Annotated in this window: 14 protein-coding genes and 1 pseudogene; 14 read left to right on the forward strand and 1 reads right to left on the reverse strand. The window is 68.4% G+C overall.

All coding sequences use genetic code 11. The features are described 5' to 3' along the window. From G7A99_RS10775 to hpaR, 14 genes and pseudogenes are all read left to right on the forward strand, one after another. Nucleotides 1–183: pseudogene (locus G7A99_RS10775) on the forward strand (enoyl-CoA hydratase); the annotation flags it as partial. 112 nt (nt 184–295) lie between these two features. Continuing rightward, on the forward strand, nt 296–2,269 hold the full coding sequence (locus G7A99_RS10780) for a sigma-54-dependent Fis family transcriptional regulator (RefSeq protein WP_163140109.1): 1,974 nt from the start codon (nt 296–298) through the stop codon (nt 2,267–2,269). A 243-nt stretch (nt 2,270–2,512) separates the two neighbouring features. Next, nucleotides 2,513–4,657, forward strand: coding sequence for a hydantoinase/oxoprolinase family protein (locus G7A99_RS10785; protein ID WP_163140111.1), 2,145 nt, complete (start codon nt 2,513–2,515; stop codon nt 4,655–4,657). Between the two features lie 33 nt (nt 4,658–4,690). Next, a complete protein-coding gene (locus tag G7A99_RS10790; RefSeq protein WP_163140113.1) occupies nt 4,691–7,018 on the forward strand; it encodes a hydantoinase B/oxoprolinase family protein in 2,328 nt (775 codons plus the stop codon). A gap of 15 nt (nt 7,019–7,033) precedes the next feature. After that, entirely contained in the window at nt 7,034–7,537 is a 504-nt protein-coding gene (locus G7A99_RS10795) for an acetone carboxylase subunit gamma (RefSeq protein WP_163140115.1), read from the forward strand. Between the two features lie 481 nt (nt 7,538–8,018). Next, nucleotides 8,019–8,579: a VOC family protein gene (locus G7A99_RS10800; protein WP_163140117.1), complete on the forward strand. Its 561-nt coding sequence runs from the start codon at nt 8,019–8,021 to the stop codon at nt 8,577–8,579. 2 nt (nt 8,580–8,581) lie between these two features. Continuing rightward, nucleotides 8,582–9,142: a flavin reductase family protein gene (locus G7A99_RS10805; protein WP_163140119.1), complete on the forward strand. Its 561-nt coding sequence runs from the start codon at nt 8,582–8,584 to the stop codon at nt 9,140–9,142. Between the two features lie 443 nt (nt 9,143–9,585). Continuing rightward, nucleotides 9,586–9,975: a 5-carboxymethyl-2-hydroxymuconate Delta-isomerase gene (locus tag G7A99_RS10810; RefSeq protein ID WP_163140121.1), complete on the forward strand. Its 390-nt coding sequence runs from the start codon at nt 9,586–9,588 to the stop codon at nt 9,973–9,975. A gap of 12 nt (nt 9,976–9,987) precedes the next feature. Further along, nucleotides 9,988–11,496, forward strand: coding sequence for a 5-carboxymethyl-2-hydroxymuconate semialdehyde dehydrogenase (gene hpaE / locus G7A99_RS10815; RefSeq protein WP_163140123.1), 1,509 nt, complete (start codon nt 9,988–9,990; stop codon nt 11,494–11,496). Nucleotides 11,497–11,668: 172 nt separating this feature from the next. After that, nucleotides 11,669–12,544: a fumarylacetoacetate hydrolase family protein gene (locus tag G7A99_RS10820; RefSeq protein WP_163140125.1), complete on the forward strand. Its 876-nt coding sequence runs from the start codon at nt 11,669–11,671 to the stop codon at nt 12,542–12,544. Then, nucleotides 12,541–13,347: a 2-oxo-hept-4-ene-1,7-dioate hydratase gene (hpaH, locus tag G7A99_RS10825; RefSeq protein ID WP_205599809.1), complete on the forward strand. Its 807-nt coding sequence runs from the start codon at nt 12,541–12,543 to the stop codon at nt 13,345–13,347. The genes G7A99_RS10820 and hpaH overlap by 4 nt, the downstream gene beginning before the upstream one ends. A gap of 35 nt (nt 13,348–13,382) precedes the next feature. Then, nucleotides 13,383–14,246 (forward strand): 3,4-dihydroxyphenylacetate 2,3-dioxygenase, encoded by an 864-nt coding sequence (gene hpaD / locus G7A99_RS10830; protein ID WP_163140127.1) that lies wholly within the window; start codon nt 13,383–13,385, stop codon nt 14,244–14,246. Between the two features lie 82 nt (nt 14,247–14,328). Continuing rightward, nucleotides 14,329–15,135 carry a 4-hydroxy-2-oxoheptanedioate aldolase gene (gene hpaI / locus G7A99_RS10835; RefSeq protein ID WP_163140129.1) on the forward strand — a complete coding sequence of 269 codons (807 nt, stop codon included), beginning with the start codon at nt 14,329–14,331 and terminating at the stop codon, nt 15,133–15,135. A gap of 225 nt (nt 15,136–15,360) precedes the next feature. Continuing rightward, entirely contained in the window at nt 15,361–15,810 is a 450-nt protein-coding gene (gene hpaR / locus G7A99_RS10840; RefSeq protein WP_163140131.1) for a homoprotocatechuate degradation operon regulator HpaR, read from the forward strand. A 70-nt stretch (nt 15,811–15,880) separates the two neighbouring features. Here hpaR and G7A99_RS10845 read toward each other — a convergent pair. After that, a partial coding sequence (locus G7A99_RS10845; protein WP_371807615.1) for a MarR family winged helix-turn-helix transcriptional regulator occupies nt 15,881–16,117 on the reverse strand: 237 nt, incomplete at its 5' end.

Raw genomic sequence — 16,117 nt, forward strand, 5'->3', positions numbered from 1 at the left:
GCGGAGACCATCGCCGCCAAGGCGCCCACCGCGCGGCGGCTCGGCAAGCAGCTGTTCTACCGCCAGCTCGGCATGAGCCTCCCGGACGCCTATGCGGACGCGAGCCGCACCATGGCGCGCAACATGATGGCCGAGGACGCCCAGGCGGGTATCGACGCCTTCCTCAACCGCAAGCGGCGCTGAACGGGGCGGTGCGGCACGGACGGCGAGTGGTGCTAATGTAGTTCCCTGACAATACGAGAATGGCACAAGCCATCGTTCCGCTGCGGCGGGTTTGGGCGAGGAGGAGGATGCCATGGTGGCTGGTGATGTCCGGGCCGGTGCGCCGGACCCGGATGGCGAGGACCGTGTCATGGAGGCCTGGGAACGCTACCTCATGGGGGGCGACGTTCCCACGGACACCATTCGCGGGCTGATCGAGTCGTCCTGGGCGCGATGCCGGGATGTCGGTGTCGATCCCGCCCGGCTGCACGCGCCGCTCGACGCCAACGAGGAACGGTTGGTATCGCTGCGCCAGCGTAACGAGGTCCTCGTTCACGCGGCCCAGGCAGTCTGCCGGCAGGCGCGGGAGTTCGTCGCGGAGTCCGGCACGGTGATGGTGATCACCGACCCCGGCGGCATCATCCTTCACTACGAGGGCGACACGTCCACGATGGACGCCGCCCACGACATCCGCCTGGTGCCCGGCGGCAACTGGAGCGAGGCGGTCGCCGGCACCAACGCCATCGGCACCGCGCTGGCGTTGCGCGGGCCGGTGCAGATCCATGCCGCGGAGCACTTCTGCGAGGGCGTCAAGGCCTGGACGTGCTCCGCCACCGTCATCGAGGATCCGTTCGACGGCAGCGTCCTCGGGGCCGTGGACATCTCCGGGCTGCGCACCACCTATGACCCCCATTGCCTCGCGCTGGCCGTCACCACCGCCGCCCGCGTCCAGGAGCGGATCATGCAGGCGGAGCTGGAACGGCGGGCGAAGCTGCTGGACGTCACTTTCGGCCGAAGGTGGGGTGGACCGCGGGACGGCCTGATCGCCTTCGACGACCGGGGCCGGCTGGTCAAGGCGAACGAGCACGCCGCCGCGGCGCTGCTGGCGCACGGTGTGCGCCTGGAGGCGTCCGGCGAGTTCGGCGTGCTGATGCGGGCCGATCACACGCTGGTGGACGCCACCGGACGGCAGATCCGGACCCTGCCCGCCGACTGGGTGCAGCCCGTGGAGACGAACGGCGATCGGGTGGGGTCGGTCGTGGTCATTCCCCTGGTGCACCGTGGCGCGAAGTCGCCCACGGCCCCCGCCCGGCCTGTCGCCGGAGGGCACTCCGCGGCGTTCGACGACATCGTGGCGGGCCGGCCCTCCCTGGCGCCGCAGGTGGAGCGCACCGAACGCCTCGCGAAGCTGCATGTCCCGGTGCTCCTCCAGGGCGAGACCGGTGTCGGCAAGGAGGTCTTCGCGCGGGCGATACACCGCGCCGGCCCCACGGCGGACGGGAATTTCGTGGCCCTGAACTGTGGCGGTCTCTCCCGGGAGCTGCTGACCAGCGAGCTGTTCGGCTATGTCGAGGGTGCCTTCACCGGGGCGCGCCGTGGTGGCATGGCGGGCAAGATCGAGGCGGCGGACGGCGGGACGCTGTTCCTCGACGAGATCGGCGAGATGCCGCTGGATATCCAGCCCCATTTCCTGCGCGTGCTCCAGGAGGGGGAGTTCTACCGGCTCGGCGATACCCGGCCGCGCAAGGTGCGGTTCCGCCTGCTCGCAGCGACCAACCGCGACCTGCGCGAGGAGATCGCCGCCGAGCGTTTCCGCATGGATCTGTTCTACCGGCTCTCGGTGATGTCGCTGACCATTCCGCCGCTTCGCGAGCACCGTGATGACATCGTCCCCCTGGCGCACCGGCTGGCCGCCGACGTGGCGGCGGCACAGGGGCTGGTGCCCCCCGCCTTCGCCCCCGAGGTGGACGAGCTGCTTCGCCGCCACGACTGGCCCGGCAATGTCCGCGAGCTCCACAACGCCGTCGAGGCCGCCGTGCTCATGGCCGAGGGCGAGACCGTCGTGCCCGCCGACCTGCCGGAGGAGTACCACGCCGGCGCCCCCGGCGGGGGCCCGCCGCTGGGGGGCGCGAGTCTGGAAGCGGCGGAACACGAGGCCATCGTGCGCGCGATTCACGACAGTGCCGGCAACCTGACCCGTGCCGCGCGCGAGCTGGGCATCGCCAAGAGCACGCTCTACCTCAAGATGAAGCGGCTGGGCATCGACCGGGATTCCGCCCTCGACTGAATCCCGGGCCGGCGCGGGCGTTCGATCCCGGCACTGCTGCCGGCGTCCGATAGCGGCGTGCGTCGAACGTTTGGACGTTCGATTTCCGGACGTTCCCCAGGCGTCCCGGTAGCTCCTGTTAATCCATAAAATCCCTTTTGAAACAGAGATCAATCACCTCCTCGCCCGTTCTGGCACACGCCGTGCAATAGCGCCTGGCGACGGCATCCGCCGTCCGCTAACGCACAACGAGGAGGAGAGACCGTGGAAGCACATACCGAGGCCGTGGAGGTGTTGGGCATCGATGCCGGGGGCACGATGACCGATACCTTCTTCGTCGACGCCGCCGGCGACTTCGTCGTCGGAAAGGCACAGTCCAATCCGGACGACGAGTCCGTGGCGCTGCTGAACTCGGCGGAGGATGCCCTGGGGCTGTGGGGGACGACGGTGGAGCAGGCGTTCCCGGACATGGTCACCGCCGTGTACTCCGGGACCGCCATGCTCAACCGGGTCGTCTCGCGCAAGGGCCTGGACGTGGGGCTGATCGTCAACCGGGGCATGGAGGACGTCTCCCGGATGGGCCGGGCCATCCAGTCGTACCTCGGCTATGCCTACGAGGACCGTCTGCATCTCAACACCCACCGCTACGACGAGCCGCTGGTCCCGCGCCGCAACACCCGCGGCGTGACCGAGCGCATCGACTCCAAGGGCGACGTGGTCATCCCCCTGCGTGACGAGGAGGTGCGCGAGGCCGCGCGCGAGCTGCTGGAGGCCGGTGTGCACGGGCTGGTCATCTGCCTGATGCACTCGTACAAGAACCCGGTTCACGAGCGTCGTGTCCGCGACCTGTGCACCGAGGTCGCCCGCGAGATGGGGCGGGACGTCACCATCGTTGCCTCGGCGGACTACTACCCCGTGCGCAAGGAATCCCACCGGATCAATACCACGGTGCTGGAGGCGTATGCCGCCGAGCCCTCCCGCAAGACGCTCCACCGGATCTCCGACCGGCTTCGCGATCACGGCACGCACTTCGACCTGCGGGTGATGGCGAGCCACGGCGGCACCATCGGCTGGAAGGCCAAGGAGCTGGCCCGGACCCTGGTTTCCGGTCCCATCGGCGGGGTCATCGGCGCCAAGTATCTCGGCGATCAGCTCGGCTACAAGAACATCGCGTGCTCGGATATCGGTGGCACCAGCTTTGACATGGCACTGATCACCGGGGGCGATTTCACCATCAAGCAGGACCCGGACATGGCCCGTCTGGTGCTGTCCCTGCCGCTGGTGGCGATGGACACCGTCGGGGCGGGGGCGGGCAGCTTCGTGCGCCTCGACCCGTACACCGGCGGGCTCAAGCTCGGGCCCGACAGCGCCGGCTACCGGGTCGGCGTGTGCTGGCCCGACAGTGGGCTGGAGACCGTGACCGTCTCCGACTGCCACCTCGTGCTGGGGTATCTCAACCCGGACAACTTCCTCGGCGGGGTGGTCAAGCTCGACCGCGAGCGCGCCTACCAGGCGGTGAAGGAACAGCTCGCCGACCCGCTCAAGCTCCCCGTCGAGGAGGCGGCCTCCGGGGTCATCGAGCTGCTCGACTTCGAGCTGCGGCAGTACCTGCGCTCCATGGTCAGCGCCAAGGGCTACAACCCCCAGGACTTCGTGTGTTTCTCCTACGGCGGCGCCGGGCCGGTGCACACCTACGGCTACACCGAGGACCTGGGCTTCGAGGACATCATCGTCCCGGCCTTCGCCGCGGGGTTCTCGGCGTTCGGCTGCGCGGCCGCGGAGTTCGAATACCGTTACGACATGAGCCAGGACATCTCCCTGGCCCCGGACGCGGGCGAGGCGGAACGCCGCAGCGCGGCGGAGACCCTGCAGAAGGGCTGGTCGGAGCTCACCGAGAAGGTCATCGAGGAGTTCCGTATCAACGGCTTCTCGCCCTCGGACGTGCAGCTCAAGCCCGGTTACCGCATGCAATACCGCGGCCAGCTCAACGACCTGGAGATCGACTCGCCCATCCCGAAGGCCGGGTCCGCCGACGACTGGGACCAGCTCGTCGATGCCTTCAACGAGCAGTACGGCCGCGTCTACGCCAACTCGGCCCGCTCACCGGAGCTCGGTTACAGTGTCACCGGCGCGATCATGCGCGGGGTGGTGGATACCACCAAGCCGAAGATCCCGGTGGAGCCGGAGGCCGGCGAGACGCCCCCCGCGGAGGCCCATCTCGGTACCCGGCGGTTCTTCCGGCGTGGCCGCTGGTACGACGCGGACCTCTACCAGATGGAGACGCTGCAGGCGGGTAACCGGCTGCGGGGGCCGGTGGTGATCGAGTCGCCGGCCACCACCTTCGTTGTCCCCGACGGCTTCGAGACCTACCTCGACAAGCACCGGCTGTTCCATCTCAGGCAGCTGTAAACGATTCCGACAGGAGAGAGAGGAGAGACCATAATGAGTGCAGTAATGGACATGGGTGGCCGCGACGGCCTCACATGGGGCGGTGCCTCGCTCAAGTCCCACCGGGACGAGGTGCTGGCACGCACCCGTGAGACCGGGCATTACAACGGCTTCACGAGCCTGGCCCTGAAGGAACGCGAGCCGATCCGCTACGAGAAGATCTTCTCGCGGCTGCGCGGCGGGGTCGTCGACGCCCGCGAGACGGCCAAGCGGATCGCGGCCTCGCCGATCGTCGAGCAGGAGGGGGAGCTGTGCTTCACCCTCTACAACGCCGCCGGCGACTGCGTGGTGACCTCCACCGGCATCATCATCCACGTCGGCACCATGGGCGCGGCGATCAAGTACATGATCGAGAACGACTGGGAGGGCAATCCCGGTATCGAGCCCGGTGACATCTTCACCAACAACGACTGCTCCATCGGCAACGTGCATCCCTGCGATATCGCCAGCATCGTGCCCATCTTCCACGAGGGCGTGCTGGTGGGCTGGGTCGGCGGCGTCACCCACGTCATCGACACCGGCTCGGTGGCGCCCGGGTCGATGTCCACCGGCCAGGTCCAGCGTTTCGGCGACGGCTACCAGGTGACCTGCCGCAAGACCGGTACCAACGACCGGCTGCACAAGGACTGGCTGCACGAGAGCCAGCGCTCGGTGCGGGCCACCAGCTTCTGGGTCCTCGACGAGCGCACCCGGGTGGCCGGCTGCCACATGATCCGTGACATGGTCGAGGAGCTCATCCGCGAGGAGGGCATCGACGCCTGGGAGGAGTTCGCCTACGAGGTGGTCGAGGACGGGCGCCGCGGCCTGCAGAACCGCATCAAGTCGCTGACGATCCCCGGCAGGACGCGTCAGGTCGCGTTCGTGGACGTGCCCTACGACCACGAGGACGTGCACCTGCCGTCCATGTTCGCCAAGACCAACAGCATCATGCACGCGCCCTCCACCGTGGAGATCCACAAGGACGGGACCTGGACCCTGGACTTCGACGGCGCGAGCCGCTGGGGCTGGCATACCTTCAACGCGAACCAGGTGGCGTTCACCAGCGGTATCTGGGTGATGATGACCCAGACCCTCGTGCCCACGGAGCGGGTCAACGACGGCGCCTACTACGGCACGACCTTCCGGCTGCCGAAGGGCACCTGGATGAACCCCGACGACCGCCGTACCGGCCACTCCTACGCCTGGCACTTCCTGGTCTCGGGATGGAGCGCCCTGTGGCGGGGCCTGTCCCGGAACTACTTCGGCCGCGGCTACCTGGAAGAGGTCAACGCCGGTAACGCCAACACCAGCAACTGGCTGCAGGGCGGCGGCTTCAACCAGGACGGCGAGCTCCACGCGGTGAACAGCTTCGAGTCCGCCGCCGAGGGCACCGGTGCCTGTGCGGTCAAGGACGGCCTCGACCATGCCGCCGCGATCTGGAACCCGGAGGGCGACATGGGCGACATGGAGATCTGGGAGCTCGCCGAGCCCCTCGTCTACCTGGGCCGCTCGATCAAGACCAACTCCGGCGGCTACGGCAAGTACCGCGGCGGCTGCGGTTTCGAGACCCTGCGCATGGTGCACAACGCCGGCGACTGGACCATGTACTTCATGGGCAACGGCTACATGGTGAGCGACTGGGGGCTCATGGGCGGCTATCCCGCCGCGACCGGCTACCGCTTCGAGGCCCACGACACGGGGCTGCGCGAGCGCATCGACAAGGGCCTGTCGCTGCCCCTCGGCGGCGACACCGACCCGGATCACCCCGACTACGAGAACCACCTGGGCCCCAACGCCCGCGTCAAGCGGGACCAGCAGGGCATGACCACGGAGGACTGCTTCGAGAACACCGACCTCTACCTCAACTACCTCCGCGGCGGACCCGGCTTCGGCGACCCCCTGGAGCGGGCCCCCGCCGGGATCGAGGCGGACCTCAACGGCGGCTACCTGCTGCCGCGTTACGCCGAGAAGGTCTACGGCGCCGTGATCCATCAGGACGGCGACGGGCAGTGGCGGGTGGATGCCGAGGCGACGCAGCGGCGCCGCGAGGCGATCCGCCAGGAGCGCATCGCCCGGGCCCGTCCCACCCGCGAGTGGATGCGCGAGGAGCGTGAGCGGATCATCGCCCACGACGCCTCCACCCAGGTCCGGCAGATGTTCGCCTGCAGCTTCGGGCTCAGCGAGCGTTTCCTCGAGGAGTTCCGGGCCTTCTGGGAGCTGCCCGAGGACTGGAAGCTCGTGGAGGAGGATCTCGGGGTGCCCACCTACGGGGCGCGTCCCGAACACCGCATGGATCTCGGCGAGCTGCCGGACGTGCGCAAGGTGATTCTGGTCGAGGAATAGGGGAGAGACCACATCATGAGCAGCTATACGAAGAAGGACGTCCAGGAGCTGGTCGACGGCACCCTGGGCTGGGAGACGACCCACCGCATGCTCTCCATGCCCAAGGACGCGCAACGTTTCGTCCTCTACCGGGAGGTGCTGCAGGAGAAGGTCGACTGGGACGACCCGATACTCCTGCCGCTGGGGCCCCACCTCTACGTCGTGGTCAACGCCGACGGCGACTGGGTGACCCAGTGCTCCTGCGGGCACGAGTTCTGCGACTATCGCCAGAACTGGAAGCTCGAGGCCCTCGTCCACGTCCGTGACAGCAAGGAGGAGCTCAACGAGCTCTACCCGGAGCTGATGTCGCCGGACCCCGAGTGGCAGGTCTACCGCGAGTACTACTGTCCGAAGTGCGGCGTCCAGCACGACGTCGAGGCGCCGACGCCGTGGTATCCGGTCATCCACGACTTCGAGCCCGATATCGAGACGTTCTACCGGGACTGGCTGGAGATCCCGCTCCCGCAACGCGGTCAGTGAACCGCACGGGCCGCCGTCGAGGCGGCCCGTTTTTTTCGGTTGGTCGCACCGGGCGGAAGCGAATCGGCGTTTCCGCCCGCACCTTGCCTGTCCAGGAGACGCCGGGCACGGAGGCCGCACACGGCCGTGCGCGACCACCGCTCCCCGCGACTGCCGGCTGCCAGGAGCAGCGGTCCCCGCGAATCGCCTGATACGCGAGACGGCATCTACCGCAACGCCCCCGCGCCGGTTGGGCGTCGCAGGCGTGCAACGCCCCACGCGGACGCCGGGCATCGCCTGCTCCCGACCCGTCATCCGCGATCCGTTTCCGGGAGGGCACGGTGAGCCGACGCCGTTCCGCGGTGGGCGGCGGGGGTGGTGTCGTGCTGCAATACCGGTTCACCCCGGCCGGCGCGGCCGGGCACTGCCGGGGACGCCCGCAACCGCCGGCTGGCGGACAGTGCCGGGCGACGCCGCGGGGGACCGACCAACGGAGGGAGCCATGCGCTGGCGCGGTGTGCATCACGTGGAGTTCTCGGTGCTCGACTACGAGCGTTCCATCGCCTTCTACGACCGGATGTTCGGCTGGCTCGGCTATCACAGCTTCTGGACGCTGGACGTCGGCTACCGCTCCACCTACTACATGGCGCGTTATCCCTTCGCGCACAGCTACATCGGTATCCAGCCGGCGCGGAGCGGGGAACGGCTGCACCACGACGAGCACGCCACCGGCATCCATCACATCGCGCTGTGGGCGCGCCGCCGGCGGGAGGTGGACGACTTCCGCCGCGAGTTCCTCGCCAACGCGCCGGTCACCGTCACCGACGAGCCGGCGGAGTACCCGGTCTACGCGCCGGGCTATTACGCGGTGTTCTTCTCCGACCCGACGGGGATACGCTGGGAGCTCGCGCACACGCCGTTCCTGCCCGGCATCGGGGCGATCCGCCGCTCCCTGCGGGTCGCGCGGCAGCTCCAGCGGGAACACCCGGAATGGCGCCAGCACCCCGTGCGCGAGATGCAGCGCACGCTGCCCTCCCGCGGGGAGGCGGCGAGGGAGGAATGACCATGGCCGGGAACGAGTGGCGGGCGTATCCGGTGGCGCGGGCGCGGCGTTACCTGGAGCCGGGGCCGGTGGTGCTGGTCTCCTCGGCATGGGCGGGCGAGCGCAACGTGATGACGCTCGGCTGGCACACGGTCATGGAGTTCTCGCCGTCGCTCGCCGGCTGCATGATCTCCGCGGGCAACCACAGCTTCCGGCTGATCCGCGAGGCCGGGGAGTGCGTCATCAACCTGCCGACCCTGGCGCTGCTCGACGCGGTGGTGGGCGTGGGTAATACCACCGGCGCCTCGGTGGACAAGTTCGAGCGCTTCGGGCTCACCCCGGTGCCGGGGGAGGTCGTGGCGGCGCCGCTGATCCGCGAGTGCCACGCGGCGTTCGAGTGCCGGCTGGCCGAGGACCGCCTGGTCCCGGACTACAACTTCTTCGTCTGGGAGATCGTGCGCGCCTGGGTGAAGCCGGCGCCGGAGTGGCCGCAGACGGTGCACTACACCGGCGACGGCGTCTTCATGGTTTCCGGGGAGACCGTCGACCGGAGTGCGGACTTCCGTCCCGAGATGCTGCTCTAGCCCCCGGCCGGGCCGGGTGGACAGCGGTCCGGGATCCCGGACACCCGCCGGCGCGGTGCGTGCCTGACCCTCCACGCCGTTCGTGCCCTTGTGCGCACGTGAACGGCGTGTTCCTCTCCCTGCCTCCGATTGCCGCCGGGTATCGGGCCCGGTTCGGTGCGCATTGACCCCCCGGCCCCCAGGTGCTAGAACTATTAATATATTAATGAATGGCTGCCGGGCAGTCACGGTCCGCGCGCAGAGGAGCGAGAGGATGCATTTCCTGCCCGCCGTGACCGGCACACGATGGAACCGTTATCGAACCCGGATGCGGCGAGCCGGCCGGTAGAGCGCCGGTCTTCGGGCGTGAGGTGCCGTTTCAGCGGTAACATTAATATTTTAATGAAATACGCGAATGCGATCCGTTCACCGTCACTGACATCGAACCACGAGGAAAGCCGGTCGTGCCGCACTTGAGAATCGAGTATTCCCCCGGGCTGACCGCGCGCGCCGACATGGCGGCCGTGTGCCGGGCCGCCTACGAGGCCATGAAGGAGACGGGCATCTTTCCCCTCGCCGGGATCCGCGTGCGTGCCTATGCCGCCGACTACTGCATCGTCGCGGACGATCTCGCCGACAACGACTTCGCCGCACTGACGCTTTCGGTGGGTGCCGGCCGCGGGAAACCGGCGCTCAGGACGGCCGGGGACCACCTGTTCGCCGCGGTCCGGTCCGCTCTGGCCGGCCCGCTCGCGACGCCCCATTTCGCGCTTTCACTGGAGATCCGTGTCATCGATCCGGATCTCAGCTGGAAGGACACGCCGATACACGCCCGCCTCTCGAACAACGGCTGAAGGACAGCACCAATGAGCACGCTCAATGACAACCTCGTTCGTGCCGAAGGCTATCTGACACGCTTCCGCGAGGGCGGCGTGATGAACCACATCAACGGCGAATCGGTGCCCGGCGTCGCCGGCCGTACGTTCGAGACGCTCTCGCCGATCGATCTCGAGCCCCTTGCCGCGGTCGCCAGGGGGGATGCCGGCGACATCGACCGTGCCGTCGCCGCCGCCGAGACGGCCTTCAGGACCTGGCGCAGGACCCCGGGCCGGGAGCGGCGCGCGATTCTGATACGCGTCGCCGAGGCGATCGAGGCACGCGCCGAGGAGATCGCCTTCACCGAATGCCTGGATACCGGCCAGGCGCTGCGCTTCATGGAGAAGGCGGCCGTCCGCGGTGCCGCCAACTTCCGCTTCTTCGCCGACAAGGCCCCGGAGGCCGAGGACGGCCAGGCGCTGCGCAACGCGGACCAGATGAACGTGACCTCGCGGCGCCCGCTGGGGCCCGTGGGGGTTATCACCCCCTGGAACACGCCGTTCATGCTCTCGACCTGGAAGATCGCGCCCGCGCTGGCCTCGGGCTGCACCGTGGTGCACAAGCCCGCCGAGTTCTCACCGATGACCGCCAAGCTGCTGGTCGAGATCGCCGAGGAGGCGGGTCTGCCCAAGGGCGTGCTCAACCTGGTCAACGGCTTCGGCGACGACGCCGGCAGGGCGCTGACCGAGCACCCGGGGATCAAGGCGATCGCCTTCGTCGGCGAGAGCCGCACCGGCCAGATGATCATGGCCCAGGGGGCGCCCACCCTGAAGCGCTTCCACTTCGAGCTGGGCGGCAAGAACCCGGTCATCGTCTTCGACGACGCGGACCTCGATCGCGCCGTCGACGCGGCCAGCTTCATGATCTACTCGCTCAACGGCGAACGCTGCACCTCGTCCTCGCGGCTGCTGGTGCAGGCGTCGATCTACCGGGACTTCACCCGTCGCGTCGCCGAGGTCGCCAGTAACATCAGGGTCGGCCATCCGCTCGACCCGGAAACGGTGGTCGGTCCGCTGATCCACCCCGAGCACGAGAAGAAGGTGCTGTCCTACTTCGCCAGGGCGCGGGAAGAGGGCGCCACCATCGCCACGGGCGGCGAGAAGGTCGGCGAGACGGGCTGTTTCGTGCGCCCGACGCTGTTCACCGATGCCACCAACGAGATGAGCATCGCCCAGGAGGAGATCTTCGGACCGGTGCTCACCGCCATCCCGTTCCGGGACGAGGACGAGGCGCTGCGCCTGGCCAACGGCACCGAGTACGGCCTGTCCGCCTACCTCTGGACCAACGATCTGAACCGGGCGATACGCATGACCGACGAGCTGGAGGCCGGGATGATGTGGGTCAACTCGGAGAACGTCCGCCACCTGCCGGCCCCCTTCGGCGGCGTCAAGGCCTCCGGTATCGGACGGGACGGCGGGGACTGGTCCTTCGATTTCTACATGGAGACCGTCAACGTCGCCTTCCCGCGCCGGATTCACCCGGTGCCGCGGCTCGGGTGAGGCCGTGCGTCGCCCCGGGGCCTGGCCGGGGTCGGGGGGCGTCGCGAGCGGCGCTCGCGAGTGCCGCCACGCCGTCGCCATGGCCCCGTTCCCCGGCCGTGGAGGACTCGGCCGGACGGATATGACCGAGACAGGCGGTGCCGCTCCCGGCGGTACCGAGAGGAGGAGATTCATGACACGTGTCGTTCCCGCGCGCCTCGCGGCCTTCCATGCCAACGGTGCCGACCGCTACGGCCTGGTCACCGATGACGGCATCATCGACCTGACGCCGGAGTTCGGCGCGCGCTTTCGGGGGCTCAGGGAGGTCATCGAGGCCGGCGCCCTCGACGAACTGATCGGGGCCGCCGAGGGTCGGGCGCCGTCCTACCGTGAAGAGGACGTGAGCTTCCTGATCCCGATCGCCCGGCCCGAAAAGCTGCTTTGCGTCGGCGTCAACTTCCCCTCACGCAACGAGGAGTACAGGGACGGCCAGGCCGAGCCCGGCAAGCCCTCGCTGTTCATCCGCTTCCCGCGCAGCTTCGTCGGCCACAACGAGAACATCGTGCGCCCGCCCGAGAGCGAACAGCTCGACTATGAGGGCGAGGTCACGATCGTCATCGGCAAGGGGGGCCGCCGCATTGTCCGCGAGAAGGCCTACGAGCACATCGCCGCCCTGACACTGTGTAACGAGGGCACGATCCGTGACTGGGTACGCCATGCCAAGTTCAATGTGACCCAGGGCAAGAACTTCGACGCGAGCGGTGCGATGGGCCCCTGGCTGGTGCCCTTCCGGTCGGCCGACCAGCTGGACGACATCGAGCTGACCACCCGGGTCAACGGCGAAGTGCGTCAGCAGGATCGCACGTCCCGGATGATGTTCGACTTCCGCTATATCGTCAGCTACGTCTCCACCTTCACCACCCTGGTGCCGGGCGACGTCATCGTCTGTGGCACGCCCACGGGTGCCGGTGCCCGCTTCGAGCCGCCGGTGTGGCTGAAGCCCGGGGACGTGGTCGAGGTCGAGGCCGAGGGTATCGGCCGGCTGGTCAACGGCGTGGAGGACGAATGATGACACTGACGCCGGCCCAGGTCGCCTCGGCCGCGGAGGCGCTGCTCGCGGCCGAGGCGAAGTGCGAGCAGATCGGGCTGCTGTCACTCGCCCATCCCGGCATGACCCTGGATGACGCCTATGCCATCCAGGCCGCCCAGATGGAGCAGAGGCTTGCCCAGGGGCGGGAGATCATAGGCTGGAAGATCGGCCTGACCTCCAGGGCGATGCAGGACGCCCTCGGTATCGATACCCCCGACAGCGGGGTCCTGTATGACGACATGCTGTTCGTTGACGGCACCACGATCCCGCAAACGCGCTTCATCCAGCCGCGCATCGAGGCCGAGATCGCCTTCGTCATGGAGTCTCCTCTGGAGGGTGACGTCACCCGCGAAGACGTCCTGGCGGCCACCGGTTACGTCGCCCCGGCGATCGAGATCCTCGATACCCGGATCCTGCGCCGGGATCCCGAGACCGGCCGGGCCCGCGCCATCTTCGACACCGTGTCGGACAACGCCGCCAATGCCGGCATCGTGCTGGGCCAGCAACGCCACGCCCCCGACGCCTTCGGCCTGCGCTGGGTCGGGGCCATCGTCAAGCAGAACGGGGCGGTGGCCGCGACCGGTCTGGGCGCCGGCGTGCTGGACGACCCGGTCGCCGGCCTGGTCTGGCTGGCGCGGCGTATGGCGACCTACGGCCAGCGTATCGAGGCCGGCCAGGTAGTGCTGTCGGGGTCCTTCATCGGCCCTGTCGAGTGCCCGCCCGGGACGGACATTCATGCCGATTACGGCCCCTTCGGGTCGGTGAGTCTGCACTTCGCATGATCGCGGCCGCTTAAGCCAAATCCTGGAGACACACCATGGGTGAAGTCGTTCTCGCAGCAAAAATCACACACGTCCCCTCGATGTACCTCTCGGAGCTGCCCGGAGAGCATCACGGCTGCCGTCAGGCCGCCATCGACGGGCACAAGGAGATCGGTCGGCGCGCGCGTGAGCGGGGCGCGGACACCGCCGTCGTGTTCGACGTCCACTGGCTGGTCAACAGCGGCTACCACATCAACTGCAGCGAGCGCTTCGAGGGCATCTACACCAGCGGTGAGCTGCCGCACTTCATCAAGAACATGGCGTACCGGTACCAGGGCTGTCCCGAACTGGGCGAGGCCATCGCCGCCGAGGCCAACGCCGCCGACGTGCGCACTCTGGCGCACAACATCCCCAGCCTCGACCTGGAGTACGGCACCCTGATGCCGATGCGCTACATGCACATGGACGCGCCCGAGGATCAGCACTTCAGGGTGATCTCCGTCGCGGCCTGGAACGCCTGGCATCGTCTGGAGGACAGCTTCACCTTCGGTGCCGCGGTGCGCCGCGCTATCGAAAAGAGTGATCGCAAGGTGCTGGTGCTCGCCTCCGGCTCGCTGTCCCATCGCTTCTCCGATGATCGCGAGGCCAGCAGGAACCTGCACAAGTGGACCCGGGAGTTCGATCGTCAGGTCGACCTGCACGTTGTCGAACTCTGGAAGCAGGGCCGCTTCAGGGAGTTCTGCGCCATGCTGCCGGAGTATGCCCAGCACTGCTACGGTGAGGGCGGCATGCACGACACCGCCATGCTGCTCGGCCTGCTGGGCGGCGAGGCGTACGACCGGCCGGTGGAGGTCCTTACCGAACCGTTCGCCAGCTCCGGCACCGGCCAGATCAACGCCGTGTTTCCGCTGCCCGGGTGACCCCACGGTTGCCGTGCCCCGCGCTGCCGTACGCGTTCGGTGCGACAGGTGCTTCGCCAACGCCTCACAAGAGGAATCCGTCATGCAGATGCCCGTGAACACCTTCAAGCAGGCGCTCGCCGAGCAGCGTCCGCAGATCGGTCTGTGGCTGGGCTTGGCGAGCGGCTACTGCGCCGAGCTGGCTGCCAACGCGGATTTCGACTGGCTGCTGATCGACTGCGAACACGCCCCCAACGACCTGCACAGCCTGCTCGCCCAGCTTCAGGCCGTGGCCCCCTACCAGGCCCGGCCCGTTGTCCGGCCCCCCGTGGCGGACGCCGTGCTGATCAAGCAGTATCTCGACCTCGGGGCCCAGACCCTGCTGGTGCCGATGGTCGACACCGCTGACCAGGCCAGGGAAACGGTACGCGCCACGCGCTATCCGCCGGAGGGTGTACGCGGTGTTGGCAGCGCCCTGGCACGGGCGTCGCGCTGGAACAGCATCCCCGGCTACCTGGACCAGGCGGACGAGGAAATGTGCCTGCTGGTACAGATCGAGAGCCGCGAAGGGCTGGCCAATCTGGATGAGATTGCGACCGTGGATGGCGTCGACGGCGTGTTCATCGGGCCCGCTGACCTCAGCGCCTCGCTCGGCCACCGGGGTAACCCCGGCCATCCGGAGGTCCAGTCGGCGATAGAGGACGGTATTGCCCGAATCAGGAAGGCGGGCAAGGCCCCCGGGATACTGTCCGCCAACCGGGAACTGGCGCGTCGCTACCTGGAGCTGGGCTGTCTGTTCGTTGCCGTGGGCGTGGATACCAGCGTGTTGATGGCCGGCCTCAGGGATCTGTCCGCCAGCTTCAAAGGCGGCGGAGCGGACGAGGTGTCACCCCGCGGCAGCGTCTACTGACCGCAGTAGTGACCGTGCCGCCGCGCGGTGCGCGGGCGTCTGCGGCAGGGGAGGGGCGGCAGCGGTCGCGCCCCGGTGTGGACAGGCCCGACGGCGACTGGTAAATCTTGCCGTCCTGTATCCCGGCCATCCCCCGGCGCCCGCCCCGGACCCCGGTCCGGGGAAGGCCACTTGAGGAAGCCGTCTGCGCCGACCCTGCTAACCCGACAGGACCTGTTGCCCTTAATGCCCGAATCCACTCCGTCCCTGACCCTCGCCCTGCTCCAGGCACGGGAAAGCGCCATGGGGTTCTTCCGTCCCCTGCTGAACCGCTACGGCGTGACCGAACAGCAGTGGCGCGTGATCCGCATCCTCAGGCAGACCCCGGACAGTACCCTGGAGAGCCGGGAAGTCGCCGATCTGGCGTGTATCCTGCGTCCCAGCCTGACGGGCGTTCTGGGCCGCCTCGAACGCGACGGTCTGGTGAAGCGCTGGAAACCGGAGACCGATCAGCGCCGCCTGTGCGTGACGCTGACCGAGCGGGGCGAGGCCCTGTTCGATGAAATGAGCAAGGAAATGGTCCGCCAGTACGAGCTCATCCAGGAACAGCTGGGTCCCGAGAACTTCAGAACGCTCATGCAATTGCTGCGCAAGGTGCAGGGGCTGCACCCCGGCGACCCCGGACCGCACACGTAGCGTCGTTCCACCCCGCGGCGAAACCGCCGTACGTGGTGCGGCCGCCGAGAAGCAGTGAATCCCGCCCGGACTAGCTACTCGCGCGTTTCGTCGCCTGTTGCGCCTGTGAAGCGTCCGTCTCCGCCTGCCCCGACAGCGCCGAGGCCAGGCGGCGTAGGCTGTGCTCCACGGTCTCCAGCTCCTCGGGGGAGAGGGCGTCGAGCCGGTCGCCGAGGTGGGCCATGTGGGCGGGGAAGACCTCGTCGAACAGTGCCTCGCCCTCGCCGGTGAGCCGGACGTAGACGCAGCGGCGGTCCTGCTCGCAGGG

Source organism: Arhodomonas sp. KWT (genome assembly GCF_010993615.1).